This is a genomic window from Arenimonas sp. (genome assembly GCF_035312645.1).
Lineage (GTDB): Bacteria > Pseudomonadota > Gammaproteobacteria > Xanthomonadales > Xanthomonadaceae > Arenimonas.
Window position 1 is genome coordinate 1 of record NZ_DATGBO010000125.1, and the last position, 14,761, is coordinate 14,761.

A 14,761-nucleotide genomic window follows, 5' to 3' on the forward strand; every position below is an offset into this window, starting at 1 on the left:
GTCTGCGCCGGGCCGGCAGCCGCCTTGCCGCGATGATCAATTACGCGCTGGCTCCGACGGCGAAATAATCGGCCGATGCGCACGCCCGCTGTCCACGCGCAACATCACGCCGGCAGCGGCACATGGACGTATGTCGTCGCCGATGCCGACAGCGGCGACGCGCTGATCATCGACCCCGTGCTCGACTACGACGCCGCGTCCGGGCGCACCGGCACGGCATCGGCGCAGCATCTGCTCGAGGTGGTCGCCAGCAACGGCTATCGCGTCGGCTGGATTCTGGAAACGCATGCGCATGCCGACCATCTGTCCGCAGCCGCGTGGCTGAAATCGCAGCTCGGCGCACGCACCGCGATCGGCGTCGGCATCGGGCGCGTGCAGGCGCATTTCAAATCGCTGTTCAACCTAGGCGCGGATTTCGCCAGCGATGGTTCGCAGTTCGATCGCCTTTTCGCCGACGATGAGGAATTCCAGCTCGGTGGCATCGCCGCACGCGTGATCGCCGTGCCGGGCCATACCGAAGACAGCATCGCCTATCTGATCGGCGACGCTCTGTTTCCGGGCGACAGCCTGTTCCTGCCCGACGCCGGCACGGCACGCTGCGATTTTCCCGGCGGCGATGCCGCGACGCTGTATCGCTCGATCCAGCGCCTGTTCGCGTTGCCCGATACGACGCGCGTGTTCGTCTGCCATGACTACGCACCCGGTGGCCGCGAGCTGCGTTGCGAGACCACGATCGGGCAACAGAAGGCCGACAACATCCATGTCGGCGGCGAACGCAGCGAAGGCGAATTCGTTGCGTTGCGCAGCGCACGCGATGCCACGCTGGCGGTGCCGGCGCTGCTGCTGCCCGCGGTGCAGGTCAATATCCGCGCCGGCGAATTGCCGCCGCCCGAGGGCGACGGCGAACGCTATCTCAAGATTCCGGTGAATCGTCTCTGACGCTTTTTTGGCAACGATTTCACCATGCGATACTGGCTGTGCCCGACTCCCCCGACCAACCTGAAGGCAGACCGTGACGCTGACCCGACTCGATGAGGCTGTCGCCGCCCTGCTCGCCTACACCGGCAAGGACATCGTGCTGGCGGCGCCGCTGGGCCTGGGCAAACCGCATCGGCTGATTAACGCGCTTTACCGGCATGTCACCGCGGACAGCACGTACACGCTAGGCATCCACACCGCGTTGTCGCTGACGCCGCCGAAAGCGGCGCCCGGATTGGAACGACGCTTTCTGGCGCCGTTCGCCGCGCGGCATTTCGGCGAGGATTTCGAAGCGCTCGATTACGCCATCGCACAAAAGAAAGACGCGCTGCCGGCGAACATCCACGTCGAGGAGTTCTATCTGCAATCGGGCTCGCTGCTTGGCTCGCAGCAGGCGCAGCGCAGCTACACCAGCCTCAACTACACGCATGTCGCGCGCGCGGTGGCCGGACGCGGCGTCAACGTGATCGCACACAAGGTTGCGCGCGAGCCCGGCGGCGCGCGCCTGAGCCTGAGCTGCAATCCTGACCTGACTTTCGATCTGCTTGATGAAATCGCCAGACGCGGTTTGCCAAAGCCATTTCTTATCGCAGAGATCGATCCCGCGCTTCCGTGGATCGGCGGCACCGCGGCGGTCGCGGAAGATTTCTTCGACGCCGTGCTGGAGATTCCCGGCCCTGCGCCGCAATTGTTCGCGTTGCCGCGCGCCGCGGTCAGCGACGCCGAATTCGCGATCGGACTGTATGCCAGTGCCTTGGTGAAGGATGGCGGCACGCTGCAGATCGGCATCGGTTCGTTGTCGGACGCGCTCTGCCATGCGCTCGCATTGCGCCATCAACGCAACGCCGACTATCTGCGTTTGCTCGCAGCGCTTTCACCCGGTCTGGCCGACAGCACACTGGTGCGCGAGTTCGGCGGCACCGCGCCGTTCGCGCAAGGCCTGTACGGCGCCAGCGAAATGGTCAACGACGGTTTCATGCATTTGTACGAGGCCGGCATCCTGAAGCGCCGCGTGCTCGACGATGTTGAAGCGATGCGGCGCCTCAACGCCGATGCCGCGACCGCCGAAGATCTGGCCCGGCTGGAAGCCGAAGGCCACTGGCTCGATGGCGGTTTCTATCTTGGCTCGCACGATCTGTATCGCTGGTTGCGCGAACTGCCCGAGTCGGCGCGACGCGGCGTCGGCATGACGCGCATCTCGCATATCAACGAACTCTACGGCGGCAACGAAACACTGGAGCGCTTGCAGCGCCGCGACGCGCGCTTCTTCAACACCTGCATGATGATGTCCGTACTCGGCGCCGCGACGTCCGATGCGCTGGAGAACGGTCCGGTCGTTTCCGGCGTCGGCGGCCAATACAACTTCGTGGCGATGGCGCAGGCGCTGCATGATGGCCGCAGTGTGTTGCTGTTCCGCGCGCTGCGCGAGAATCGCGACGGCCACATGTCTTCCAACGTGCTGTGGAATTACGGCCACACCACCATCCCGCGCCACCTGCGCGATATCGCGATCACCGAATACGGCATCGCCGACCTGCGCGATGCCTCGGACGAAGACTGCGTGCGGCGCATGCTGGCGATCGCCGATGCGCGTTTCCAGGCCGGGCTGATCCAGCATGCCAAAGCCGGCTTGAAACTCGCGAGCGACTATTCGCCGCCGATCAGCCATGCGCGCAATTCGGACACGATGCTGGCGCAGACGCTGCGTTCATTCCGCGACGAAGGTCTGCTGCCTGACTATCCGCTGGGCAGCGACTTCACCGCGGTCGAACAACGCCTGGTGAAGGCGTTGGGCTGGTTGAAGTCGACGACGAATACGCGCGGCGGAAAAGTACGGGCGGTATTGCAGGCATTGGCAGCGGGCAAAGGCGACGATGCCGAGGCGATGCAGCGCATGGGGCTGGGCGCGCCCAAGGGCGCGGCTGAATGGCTGGAGGCACGGCTGCTGGCGTTGGCGTTACAAAAAACTGCTTCGTAGGAGCGGACTTGGTCGCGATCCGCCAATCTCGCCGAAATCTCTCTGGCGTATCCGTACACATCCGGTGCGCCCTGAGAAATTCGTCTCAGCGGGATGAAGAGCTTTTGACCTTTGCGTCGTCACATCGGAATGTCCGAGCGTCGCCGGGGTCGATGGGGCGTGAACGTGAGCAGGCCAGGGATGGCCTGCGACGGTGAGTCAGTACAGGATGTGCTGACCGAACCGGCACGGATCACCCTCGTCGGCCCCGGTGGCGCGAGTGCGGAAACGAGATTTCGCGCCAGACCTGCGAGCAAGCAATGGCGGGAGCGGCGCGGCTTACGCCGCTCCTACGACGTGGTCTCAGCGCTGCGCTTTTGCCGCCGCGACCACGGCTTCGACGGTGATGCCGAAATATTTGTACAGCGCGTCGATCGGTGCGGAGGCGCCGAAGCTGTCGATACCGATCACCGCGCCGTCGATGCCGACGTACTTGCGCCAGAAATCGGTAACGCCCGCTTCGACGGCGACGCGTTTGCGGCAGGCCGATGGCAGCACCGACTCGCGCCACTCAGCCGGCTGGCGATCGAAGCGATTGCTCGACGGCATCGAAACCACGCGCGCAGCGATGCCTTCATCGGCGAGTTGCCGCGCCGCCTGCATCGCCAGCTCCACTTCCGAGCCGGTGCCGATCAGGATCACGTCGAACTTGCCGCCAGCGGGTTCGTGCAACACATAACCGCCGCGGGCGATGTCGGCCAGCTGCGCATCGCTGCGCGCCTGGTGCGCGAGATTCTGCCGGCTGAAGATCAGGCAGGTCGGGCCGTCGCGACGCTCGATGCCGCGCTGCCACGCCACCGCCGATTCCACGGCATCGCAGGGACGCCAGAGTTCGTTGTTGGGGATGTAGCGCAGCGCGGCGAGATGTTCGACCGGCTGGTGCGTGGGGCCGTCTTCGCCGAGGCCGATCGAGTCGTGCGTGAACACATGCACGACGTTCGCCGGGATCAACGCCGACATCCGCAGCGCGTTGCGCGAATAATCCGAGAACACCAGGAAGGTCGCATCGTATGGCAGGAAGCCGCCGTGCAGGGCGAGGCCGTTGCTGATCGCGCTCATGCCGAACTCGCGCACGCCGTAGTAAACGTAGTTGGCGTTGGCGTCGCTGGACGTCACCGACTTGCTGCCTTTCCATAGCGTCAGGTTGGAATGCGCGAGATCGGCGGAGCCGCCGATCAGCTCCGGCAGATGCGGGGCAAACGTCTCGATCGCCATCTGCGAGGCCTTGCGCGATGCGACCACCGGGCCTTCGGCCTGCAGCTTGGCGATATATGTTTTGGCGATATCGGCGAAATCCGCGGGCAGCTCGCCGTGCGAACGACGCACGAGTTCGTCGGCTTCGGCCGGATAATGCGCGGCATAAGCATCGAACTGGCGGTTCCATTCTTCCTCGCGCACCAGGCCGGTATTGCCGGCACGCCAGCCATCGGAAATTTCCTGCGGAATTTCGAACGGCGCATACGGCCAGTTCAATTGCGCACGCGCGGCGGCGACTTCGTCCTTGCCCAGCGGTGCGCCATGCGCCGATTCCTTGCCCTGCTTGTTGGGCGCGCCGAAACCGATCACCGTGCGGCAGCAGATCAGCGTCGGGCGACTCGTCTCGGCCTGCGCGGTCTTGATCGCCTGCGCGATCTCGACCGGATCGTGGCCGTCGACTTTGCGGATCACCTGCCAGCCGTAGGCCTCGAAGCGCGCGGCGGTATCGTCGGTAAACCAGCCGTCGGTGTTGCCGTCGATGGAAATCTTGTTGTCGTCCCAGAAGCAGATCAGCTTGCCCAGGCCCCAGGTGCCGGCCAGCGAAGCGACTTCGTGCGAGATGCCTTCCATGAGGCAGCCATCGCCAAGGAAGACCCAGGTGTGGTGATCGACGATGGCGTGTTCGGGGCGATTGAAGCGCTGCGCCAACAATTTTTCCGCGAGCGCGAAACCGACGGCATTGGCGAGACCCTGGCCCAGTGGGCCGGTGGTGGTTTCGACGCCGGGTGTTTCATGGCGTTCGGGATGGCCGGCGGTTTTCGAATGCAGCTGACGGAAATTGCGGATCTCTTCGATCGGCAGGTCGTAGCCCGACAGATGCAGCAGCGCGTACTGCAGCATCGAGCCATGGCCGTTGGAGAGCACGAAGCGATCGCGATTGAACCACTTCGGATTGTTCGGGTTGTGGCGCAGGAAATCGTTCCAGAGCACCTCGGCGATGTCGGCCATGCCCATCGGCATGCCGGGATGGCCGCACTTGGCCTGCTCGACGGCGTCGACGGCGAGGAAGCGGATGGCGTTGGCTAGGTCGCGGCGGCTGGGCGTCGGCATGGCGGGCGGTGCTCGGAGTGGGAGTCGAGGCGCCCGGTGACCTGGGCGGCCTATTTTCCCTGATGCCGGCCCGGCTGTCGCGCTTGTTAGCGCCGCGCCGGAGTGTTAGCCGAGGACCGCGGTTTCGTCGTCGCGCGTGCGGTGCGAGACGACCACGGCCGTAGCCAGGTCGCCAGTGACATTCAGCGCGGTCCGGCACATGTCCAGGAAGGTGTTGACGCCAAGAATGATCGCGATACCGGCGGGATCGAGACCAATGATGCCGCAGATCATCGCGATCACCGGCAGGGAGCCCGACGGAATGCCGGCGGTGCCGATGCCGCCAAGGATGCACAGGCACAAGACCATGATCTGCTGCGTCAGCGGCAGATGCAGTCCTGCGACCTGGGCAAGAAACAGCACGGTGACGCCCTCGAACAGCGCGGTGCCGTGATGGTTTGCCGAAGCGCCAACAGTGAGCACGAAGCGCGACACCTTGCGCGGCAGATTGAGGTTCTCTTCGGCCACGCGCAGCGTCACTGGCAGCGTCGCCGCGGAGGACGCGGTCGCGAACGCAGTCAGGACGGCCTCCTGACTGCCGCGGAAGAACGTCAGCGGCGACATCCCGCCCATCGTCCGCACCCACAACGGCAGCACCACGAACATGTGCAGGCCCAGCGCGAGCAGCACGGTGAGCACGAAGAAGAACAGGCCCTTGAACGCTTCGATGCCCAAGGTCGCGCCAAGCGTGAACATGAAACAGGCGACCGCATACGGGGCGAGCTTGATCACCATGCCGATCAGCTTCATGCAGACTTCGAACAGGCCCTGCAGCATCTGCTTGAACGCCGCCGTCGCCGGGCTCGGCGTCATGACCAGACCGATGCCGAACATCAGCGCGAAGAAAACCACGCCAAGTTTCTGTTTGTCGTCCACCGCTGCGGCGATCACGTTGTGCGGCACGATGTTGATCAGCAGCTCGATGAAATTCAGCTCATGACCTTTGCTGGCGATGTCGCTGGCCTTGCTCGCGTACTGCGCCATCGCCTGTGCGACCAGTTGCGGATCGAGGTGATGACCCGGCTGCACCAGGTTGACCATGAGCAGACCGATCGCGACGGCGATGCCGGTAACGACGGCCGTGTAACTCAGCGTTTTCCAGCCGAGCCGGCCGAGGCTGGCGATATCGCCGAGTTCCGCCACGCCCAGCACCAGCGCCGAGAACATCAACGGCACCACCAGCATGAACAGCAAATTGAGAAAGATCTGCCCGAACGGTTTGGCGAAGTAGGTAGTGAAGCCGGTGACCAGCGTCGCATCCTGCAGCTGCAGCGTGTTGATCAGCAGGCCGATCGCGCCACCGAGCACGAAACCGAGCAACACCTTGATGTGCAGGGGCAGGCCTTTCGAAGGCGGCGTTGCGGCGGCGGGCTGGGTCATTTTCTGCTCCGGAATCAGGGCGCGATGACTGGCGCCGGGGGAATCGCGTCGATTGATTGAAGTGCGGTGGAGCGCCCGATTGCCGCCGGGATTCCACTCAATTTATTTTGCCGTCTTTGCGATTGAGCCTGCCCGATCGGCACGAAGCATGTCGCGGCTGACGTCGCTCCTGCGGCTTCGACCGCTGATCCGGGTTACATCCTGGTCTGGCGAAAACCTCGGCGAGCATACACCAGCCTCGCGTTGTCGCCGCCGGAATGGCCTCAACGAGCCGCCAGCAATTCGTCCAGTGTCTGCGGCTTGCCGATCAGGTAACCCTGGCCGTAGTCGCAGCCCAACACTCGCAATGCCGAGAGCATTTCCTCGGTCTCGATGCCTTCGACCACGATGTCGGCGCCCAGCGCCTTGGCCATGCGCACGATGGCCTCGACGATCGCCATCGCGCGCGGATCGGTGAGCATGACGCGCGAGAACGCCTGGTCGACCTTCAGCGTATCGAACGCCAGATGGTGCAGATGCGCGAGGTGCGAGTAACCGGTGCCGAAGTCATCCAGCGCGACCTGGATGCCGTGGCGGTGGCAGAGATCGATGACGCCGGCGACCACGACGTAGTCAAGCGCCTGGCTTTCGGTGATCTCGACCTTGAGACTGCCGCGCGGCAGGCCGGCGGCATCGACGCGCGCGACGATGCGCTCGATCAGACCCGGATGCCCGAGCTGACGCGCGGAAACGTTGACGGCGATGAACGGCTTGGGATCGGCGCCGGAGGCGATGAGACGGCTCACGGCCTTGCAGGCGGTATCGAACACGTATTCGCCGATCGGCACGATCAGCGAGGTTTCCTCGGCCAGCGCGACGAATTCCATCGGCGACACCGGTCCGCGTTCCGGATGCGTCCAGCGCACCAGCGCCTCGTAGCCGGCGATCTTTCCGCTGGCGACGTGCAGCAGCGGCTGATAGCGGACGTCGAGACCATCGCTGGCGAGCGCTTCCCGCAAATGCGTCTCGAGACGGATTTTTCCGATGCCGAGTTGTTCGGAGGGCGTATCGTCGCCGTGCACCTCTTCCCTGCCCTGCATCGCCGCCAACGCGCCGCGATAGCGCTTGAGCTGGCCCTCAAGCAGGGAGCGGATGATCGGGTCCGTCTTCGAGAAGCGCTCGGTGATCTGCGCACGATCGATAGGAAACAGCATGCAGTCGCTGATCGCGATCGCCGTGGCGGTGCGTGGCGCGTCATCGATCACGGCCATTTCGCCGAGCAGATCGCCAGAGGTGAGATGACTGAGGACTATCCGTCGACCGCGCTGCACGGTACTGATCTCGACCTCGCCAACCTCGATCAGGAACGCGGTCGTGGGCGAATCGCCCTCGGAAAAGATGCGTTCACCGGCGCTGAAATGGATACGCAACGAACTCACGGAACCTTGCCCATCGAAGTCGCGACCTGAAAAAACACAGGGCCGCGAATGCGGCCCCGTGGAAAAACATTTTTCATGACCGGATCAGTGATGCGGCACTGCCAAGACGCGCGGCGTGACGAAAATCAGGAGCTCGGCCTTGCTGTGCGACTTACCCTTCTTGCGGAACATGTTGCCAAGGAAGGGAACGTCGCCAAGCCATGGCACCTTGGTCACGTCGTCGCGGTTCTTGAACTCGTAGACACCACCGATGACCACGGTCTGACCATTGTCGACCAGCACCGCGGTGCTGATTTCACGCTTGGTCAGCGACGGCACGCCACCGGAATTGGTGTTGACGAAGCTCTTCACGTCGTCCTTCTTCAGTGCCAGCACCAGGTAGACGCGGCCATCCTGAGTGATGGTCGGGGTCACCTTGAGCTCGAGCAGCGCTTCCTTGAAGGCGACGGTCTGCTGCGAAACGCCCTGCGCAACCGTGGTCGTCACATAACCGATTTCATCGCCCTGGCGGATGATCGCCTCGCGCTGATTGCTGGTGATGACGCGCGGATTGGAGATGATCTCGCCACGGCCTTCGGTTTCGAGCGCGGAGAATTCCAGATCGAGCAGGCTGCTGGCACGCAGCAGCGAGAACGCGATCGAACCGGCGGCGTTGGGAACCGCGAGGTTGGTCAGGAAGCCATCGGTGATCTTCGGGATCTTCGTGCCAGTCGTATCGTTGGCAGCGTCGGCGAAGGAATTGATGGTGGCCTGGTTGGCCTCGATGCTGCCGCTGACGTTGGAGATCGAATTTCTGTTGAGGTCCGGGTTGCTCACGCCAAACCGTGCGCCCAGATCGCGGGCAAAGGTTTCGTCGGCGATGACCACTCGGGCTTCGATCAGCACCTGGTCAACCGGGCGGTCGAGCGTCTTGAGCAGATCCTTGATTTCCTGGATCTTCTTCGGGATATCGATCACCAGCAACGTATTGGTGCGGTTGTCGAAGCTGACGCTGCCGCGCGGGGACAGGAAACCGCGGGACAGTGCCTGGCCACCCGCGCCGCCGCCACCGGAGCCCTGCTTGCTGTTTTCTGTCAGCAGCTTGGCGATGTCTTCGGCGTTGCCGTAGTTGATGGCGATGTATTCGCTGACCAGCTCCTGGCGGGTTTCGATGGCGATGCGCGCGTCTTCACGCGCCTGCTCGAAGTCGGACAGCTCTTTCTGCGGGGCAACCCAGACGACGTTGCCGTCACGGCGCTTGTCCAGCGAACGGGCGCGCAGGACGATTTCCAGCGCCTGGTCCCAAGGAACATTGATCAGACGCAGGGTCACGTTGCCCTGCACCGTGTCGGAAGCAACGATGTTGAGGTTGGACTCTTCGGCGATCAGCTGCAGGACCGTACGCACCGGCACATCCTGGAAGTTGAACGTTACCGGCTTGCCGGCGTAACGCTGCGTGCCGCCAGCCGAATTCACCGCACCAGCCGCACGTCCGGCAGCACCGATGACGCTGCCGCGTTTCGGGGAAATTTCCAGCACGTATTCGTTGCCGGTCTGGTAGGCCATCGTCTCGTAGCTGCCGTTGGTGTTGATCACCAAGCGAGCGCTACCGGCGTTGGCTTTGGGCTCGACGCTCTGTACCGGAGTTGCAAAGTCGGTGACATCGAGACGGCGACGAAGATTTTCCGGGATCTGCGCATTGCTGACGTCGACCACGATCTGGTTGCCCTCGGCGTGCATGTCTGCCGCTGCGCCCTCACCGTTGAACTTGAGGATGATGCGGCCGGAACCATTGTCGCCACGCTTGAAGTCGATGTTGGAAACCGCGATCGAACTGGCGACGCGCTTGCCCGGGTCGGCCTTGTTGGCCATCGCGGCGCTGGCGGTGCCCTGGACGCTGCCGGCATCGACCGTCATTACCAGCAAGTTGCCGGAGCTGCGTGTCGTGTAGCCGGCGGGACGGAACAGATCGACCACGACCCGGGTACGTCCGCCTGCCTCAGCGGCGGAGACTGCCGAAGTGGCACCGCTGCCGATGGCGATCCGACGCGTGCTCAAGCCATTGCTGGTGTTGGGCAAGTCGATCGCAATGCGCGGCGGACTATCCGTCGTGAATGCCTGGACCTCCCCGACCGGGTTGGCGAACTGCAGGGTGATGTCGACTTTGCCCCCTGGCGCCGCGGCATAGCGCACGTCCTGCAGGACGTTGTCTGCCAGTGCGGCACTGCTGACTAGCAGAAGCCCCAAGGTCAGCGCTCTCAATCCGAGGGCGTGCATGATGCCCCTGCTTTCGCCGATCTGTTTCATTGCGGTCATCGTGCTATCCCCCAATCAATTGTCTTCAAGGGCAATTTTGGCCTGGCGTTCAAGCCAGCCGCCTGCCCCGTCCGGTACCAGTTCGACCATCTCGATGCGATCCTCGTAGATCGCAGTGATACGGCCGTCGCTCTGCCCCAGGTAGTTGCCCGGCCTTACTCGGTACGTCACCTTGTCGGGTGCCATGACCAAGCCGACGAGCGCTTGACCGGAACCAATGGTTCCCACCATGTTCAAGCTGTCGAGCGGGTACGCCTCGAGGGATTCCTTGCGCCGGTCCGGATCGGGACGCAGGCCATTGCCAGCGTTCTTGTCGGGGATCGGGGCGCTGAATGGATCGCGCATGCCCTGGGCGTTGTATTCAAATGTCTCGAACTGCTTCATGACCGGCAGTGGGTCGAGCGGCGGTGCCGGGCGTGCCTTCACTTCCGCGACCCAGGCTTCCAGGTCTTTCGAGCTGCGGGTGCAGCCGGTCAATGCGATGCATGCACAGGCGAGCAGCAGCGAGTTCCGGGCAACGGATTTGAGCCGTGATTTCGTCATGTCACTTAGCTCCCCCGGTTGCGGGCGTAGGCGCGGGTGCCGGAGCAGCCGCAGCAGGTGCGCCGCCAGCTGCCGCTTTCGCGGCCGCTTCCTGTTCTGCCACTTCTGCATCGTCGAGGTAACGGTAGGTTTTCACCGTACCCGACAACTCCAGCGTGTCGTTGGCGCCGCCGCGCGGCTTCAGCGATATGTCGTGCATGGTCATGATGACCACGCGTGGCAGCGAAGCCACGCCGCTCACGAAAGCGCCGAACTGGTGATAGGTACCCACCATGCGCAGCGTGATCGGCTTCTCGGCGTAGAACTCCTTGTTGGTCTCGGCGCCGGGCTGGAACAACTCGTTGTTGATGCCACTAGCCAGCGCGGTCTGGGACACGTCGACGATCAGGTCGGGCATCTCGTTCTTGCTGGGCAGTTGACGCAGCATCTGCTGCAGCATCAGTTCCATCTGCGCGAGCTGCTGCTTGAGCGGTTCGAGGTTCGCGGCACGGCCTTGCTTGCCTTGGAACTCATCGCGCAGCTGTACTTCATGTGCTTCCAGACCTTCGAGCTCGGTCCGTTTGTCGGCAACGAAGAAGTACCAGCAGACGCCGATGATCACCAGCCCCAACAGGGTGCAGGCGGCAATCTTGATAGCGAACGGCCACGAAGCTGGGTTGCTCGTGTCGAGAGTGCGTAGATCGACTTTCTTGCTCACGGGGATCCTCCCGGGGCAGGCGCGGCCGGGGCGGGCTTCGCAGCCGCTCCGCCAGGCGCGGTGGGTGTCGGTGTCGGAGTCATCGCCGGAGCAGAGGGCACCGAAGCCGGCACTGTCGCAGGCGCAGGCTTCGCCGCCGATGCGGATGCAGCGGGAGCTCCTGCAGCGGCAGCATCAGGTGTCGTACCTGCCGCAGCCGCATTCGCGGCATCCGGCGTGGTCAGGACCACTTTCAGGGAGAAGTTGTAGGGAAGCCCCTTGTCCGTACCCTTGGCTTCGATCACCGTCAGATCGGGCTGAGTCATCCAGCCGGAGGCCTGCAGGTTGCGCATGTAGGTACTGACGCGAGCATTTGATTGCGCATAGCCTTCCAGCGTGAGCTGGTCGCCGTTTTGCTGGATCGTGTTGAGACGCAGGCCATCGGGAATCGTGCGGACGAGTTCGTCAAACAGATGCACCATCTGCGAACGACTCGACTGCAACTGCTCGATGACTTCCTTGCGCTTGAGCAGTCGCGCCTTCTTCTTGTCGAGTTCGGCGATCTCGGCGATCTGCTTGTCTACTTCGGTGATCTGGTTCTGAAGATAGGTGTTGCGGTTGTTCTGACCTTCGACCTGGCCGCTGTAGTAGAAAACGATCAGGACGCTGATCATCGCTGCAACCAAGGCTGCAAAGCCCAGCAGGGTGTAGAACTCCTGCAACCGCGCTTTCCGGCGCTCTGCGCGCCATGGCAATAGATTGATTCTGGCCATCAGTCGAAGCTCCTCAGGGCCAGGCCACACGCAATCATCAGCGCGGGCGCATCCTGGGCCAGCGCATGGGCCTGGACGCGAGGTCCGAGCGCCATGTTGGCCAGTGGGTTGGCGATGACAGTCGGTACGCCGATCTGCTCTTCCACCAGGTTGGCGATGCCGGCGATCGACGCGCAGCCGCCCGCAAGAACCACCTGATCGACGCGGTTGAAATCGCTGCCGGCGTAGAAGAACTGCAGCAAACGGCTTACCTGCTGGACAAGCGCTTCCTTGAACGGCTCGAGCACTTCGACTTCGTAGCTTTCCGGCAAACCGCCCTGGCGCTTGGCGGCACCGGCTTCGTCGTAGCTCAGGCCATAGCGGCGCATGACTTCGTCGGTGAGCTGCTTGCCGCCGAAGACCTGCTCGCGCGTGTAGATGCTGCGCTGACTGCGCAGCACATTCAGCGTGGTCATGGTGGCGCCGATGTCGACCAGCGCGACGATCGCATCGCGCGGCACCGACAACTGGTCAGCGACCAGCTTGAAGGCGTTTTCCATCGCGAAAGCTTCGACGTCGATCACCTTGGCGGTGATCCCGCCAAGCTCGAGCGCCGACTGGCGGATCTCGACGTTCTCGGCGCGCGACGCGGCCAGAAGCACCTGGACCATGTCGGTATTGTTGGGTACCGGCCCGAGGATCTCGAAGTCGAGACTGACTTCGTCGATCGGGTACGGGATGTAGTTGGAGGCTTCGAGCTGAACCTGGTCTTCCATCGAGTCATCGTCCAGATCGCCCTGCATGGGGATGATCTTGGTGATGACCGCGGAGCCGGAGACCGCCGCCGCCGCGTGCTTGGCGCGGGTGCCGGAGCGGGCAACGGCGCGTTTTATCGCCTCGCCAACCGCCTCGACCTCGACGATGTTCTTCTCCACCACCGCATTGGGCGGCAGGGGTTCGACGGCGTAATGCTCGACGCGATAGCGTCCGCCGCTCTCAGTGAGCTGAAGCAGCTTGACGGCGGTGGAACTGATGTCCACGCCGACCAGCGGTGTCTTGGTATTTCCGAAAAGACCCACGGTTTCTCCCCTTGCCACGGGCGCTTACACGCTATTCGTGCGCCGTTACATTAATAACGAAATTTTCCGAAATGGCAATGCCCCCCCACCAAATCGGTCGGGAGACCCCCTGCCGCACCCCCGATTCCGCCCGTCCACCCCGCTGTCTACGCAGTTTTCACGCCTGTCCGGCCGCATCACCGCCGACCTGCCCTCGTTCTATACTCTGCGCCCCGCCCGATGTAAACGCCGGAGAGGCCCTGGATGGCCCGTATCACCCGTTGGTTGCGACGCCTGGCACTGCTCGGTGCGGTGCTTTTTCTGTTGGCGGTTTTGGCCGCCGGAGCCCTTTATTTGCTGATCGCACCGCGTATTCCCGACATCGAGGAATTACGTCATGTGGCGCTGCAAGTTCCGCTCAGCGTCTACAGCCGCGATGAAAAACTGATCGCCCAATTCGGCGAAACCCGCCGCTATCCAGCCAAGATCGACCAGATCCCGCTGCACGTGAAGCAGGCTTTCATCGCGATCGAGGACGCTCGCTTTTATCAACACCAAGGCCTTGATTACAAAGGAATTGGTCGGGCAGTCTGGCTGTTGGCCACGACCAGCAACACCCGCGTCCCCGGCGGCAGCACGATCACCCAGCAGGTGGCGCGCAATTTCTTCCTCAGCACCGAGTACAGCTACAGCCGCAAGCTCATGGAAATGGCACTGGCGCTGAAGATGGAGCGCGAGCTGACCAAGGATCAGATCCTCGAGCTGTACTTGAACAAGATTTTCTTCGGCAATCGCGCTTATGGCGTGGCCGCGGCAGCCGAGTATTACTACGGCAAAAAGCTCGATCAGCTGACCCTGGCCGAGACCGCATCGCTGGCTGCGCTGCCCAAGTTCCCATCCAGCGGCAATCCGATCATCAACCCGGAACGTGCGCTGCAACGTCGCGATTACGTCCTGCAACGCATGCAGGAAGTGGGCTTCATCACCGCCGCCGAGCGTCAGGCCGCGCAGGCCGAACCCAGTCACGCCAGTCCGCACGAGCCCAAGGTCGAGATGGACGCGCCGTATCTGGCCGAGATGGTTCGCCGCAGCATGCAAGAGCGCTACGGCGACGAATCCGAAACCAGCGGTTTCCGCGTCTACACCACGGTTTCCAGCGTCGACCAGCTCGCCGCCGCCACCGCCGTGCGCAACGGTCTGATCGAGTACGACCGCCGTCATGGCTGGCGTGCGCCGGAAGCCCACTTGGAAGTCGGCGCCGATGAAGATGCGGTCGCGTTGCGTTCACGCCTGAAGAT

11 protein-coding genes are annotated in these 14,761 nt (G+C 63.3%); 3 read left to right on the plus strand and 8 right to left on the minus strand.

Translation table 11 applies throughout. From position 1 onward, the window contains the following. The first annotated feature begins 75 nt into the window (after positions 1 to 75). Together VKM35_RS11360 and VKM35_RS11365 are read left to right on the plus strand one after the other, a co-directional pair. Entirely contained in the window at positions 76 to 939 is an 864-nt protein-coding gene (locus VKM35_RS11360; protein WP_324321133.1) for an MBL fold metallo-hydrolase, read from the plus strand. Positions 940 to 1,012: 73 nt separating this feature from the next. Further along, the gene (locus VKM35_RS11365; RefSeq protein ID WP_324321134.1) at positions 1,013 to 2,956 is read left to right on the plus strand and encodes an acetyl-CoA hydrolase/transferase C-terminal domain-containing protein; all 1,944 of its coding nucleotides are present in this window, start codon (positions 1,013 to 1,015) and stop codon (positions 2,954 to 2,956) included. A gap of 342 nt (positions 2,957 to 3,298) precedes the next feature. Here VKM35_RS11365 and tkt read toward each other — a convergent pair whose 3' ends face one another. From tkt to VKM35_RS11405, 8 genes are all read right to left on the minus strand, one after another. After that, on the minus strand, positions 3,299 to 5,302 hold the full coding sequence (gene tkt, locus VKM35_RS11370) for a transketolase (protein ID WP_324321135.1): 2,004 nt from the start codon (positions 5,300 to 5,302) through the stop codon (positions 3,299 to 3,301). A 105-nt stretch (positions 5,303 to 5,407) separates the two neighbouring features. Beyond that, on the minus strand, positions 5,408 to 6,721 hold the full coding sequence (locus tag VKM35_RS11375; protein WP_324321136.1) for a dicarboxylate/amino acid:cation symporter: 1,314 nt from the start codon (positions 6,719 to 6,721) through the stop codon (positions 5,408 to 5,410). A 263-nt stretch (positions 6,722 to 6,984) separates the two neighbouring features. After that, positions 6,985 to 8,139: an EAL domain-containing protein gene (locus VKM35_RS11380; protein ID WP_324321137.1), complete on the minus strand. Its 1,155-nt coding sequence runs from the start codon at positions 8,137 to 8,139 to the stop codon at positions 6,985 to 6,987. An 84-nt stretch (positions 8,140 to 8,223) separates the two neighbouring features. Continuing rightward, a complete protein-coding gene (gene pilQ, locus VKM35_RS11385; RefSeq protein WP_414636641.1) occupies positions 8,224 to 10,425 on the minus strand; it encodes a type IV pilus secretin PilQ in 2,202 nt (733 codons plus the stop codon). A 24-nt stretch (positions 10,426 to 10,449) separates the two neighbouring features. Then, a complete protein-coding gene (locus tag VKM35_RS11390; RefSeq protein WP_414636640.1) occupies positions 10,450 to 10,977 on the minus strand; it encodes a pilus assembly protein PilP in 528 nt (175 codons plus the stop codon). 1 nt (position 10,978) lies between these two features. After that, positions 10,979 to 11,674, minus strand: coding sequence for a type 4a pilus biogenesis protein PilO (locus VKM35_RS11395; RefSeq protein ID WP_324321139.1), 696 nt, complete (start codon positions 11,672 to 11,674; stop codon positions 10,979 to 10,981). After that, a complete protein-coding gene (locus tag VKM35_RS11400) occupies positions 11,671 to 12,426 on the minus strand; it encodes a PilN domain-containing protein (protein ID WP_324321140.1) in 756 nt (251 codons plus the stop codon). The genes VKM35_RS11395 and VKM35_RS11400 overlap by 4 nt, the downstream gene beginning before the upstream one ends. Next, positions 12,426 to 13,484, minus strand: coding sequence for a pilus assembly protein PilM (locus tag VKM35_RS11405; RefSeq protein ID WP_324321141.1), 1,059 nt, complete (start codon positions 13,482 to 13,484; stop codon positions 12,426 to 12,428). The genes VKM35_RS11400 and VKM35_RS11405 overlap by 1 nt, the downstream gene beginning before the upstream one ends. A 243-nt stretch (positions 13,485 to 13,727) precedes the next feature. On the opposite strand from VKM35_RS11405, the gene VKM35_RS11410 reads away from it, so the two are divergent. Continuing rightward, positions 13,728 to 14,761: transglycosylase domain-containing protein (locus VKM35_RS11410; protein ID WP_324321142.1), on the plus strand; the 1,034-nt coding region annotated here is incomplete at its 3' end.

Bases quoted from the DNA above. Each gene is read 5' to 3' on its own strand.
- VKM35_RS11360 (WP_324321133.1), top strand. From the start codon at position 76: ATGCGCACGCCCGCTGTCCACGCGCAACATCACGCCGGCAGCGGCACA.
- tkt (WP_324321135.1), bottom strand. From the start codon at position 5,302: ATGCCGACGCCCAGCCGCCGCGACCTAGCCAACGCCATCCGCTTCCTC.
- VKM35_RS11375 (WP_324321136.1), bottom strand. From the start codon at position 6,721: ATGACCCAGCCCGCCGCCGCAACGCCGCCTTCGAAAGGCCTGCCCCTG.
- pilQ (WP_414636641.1), bottom strand. From the start codon at position 10,425: ATGAAACAGATCGGCGAAAGCAGGGGCATCATGCACGCCCTCGGATTG.
- VKM35_RS11390 (WP_414636640.1), bottom strand. From the start codon at position 10,977: ATGACGAAATCACGGCTCAAATCCGTTGCCCGGAACTCGCTGCTGCTC.
- VKM35_RS11400 (WP_324321140.1), bottom strand. From the start codon at position 12,426: ATGGCCAGAATCAATCTATTGCCATGGCGCGCAGAGCGCCGGAAAGCG.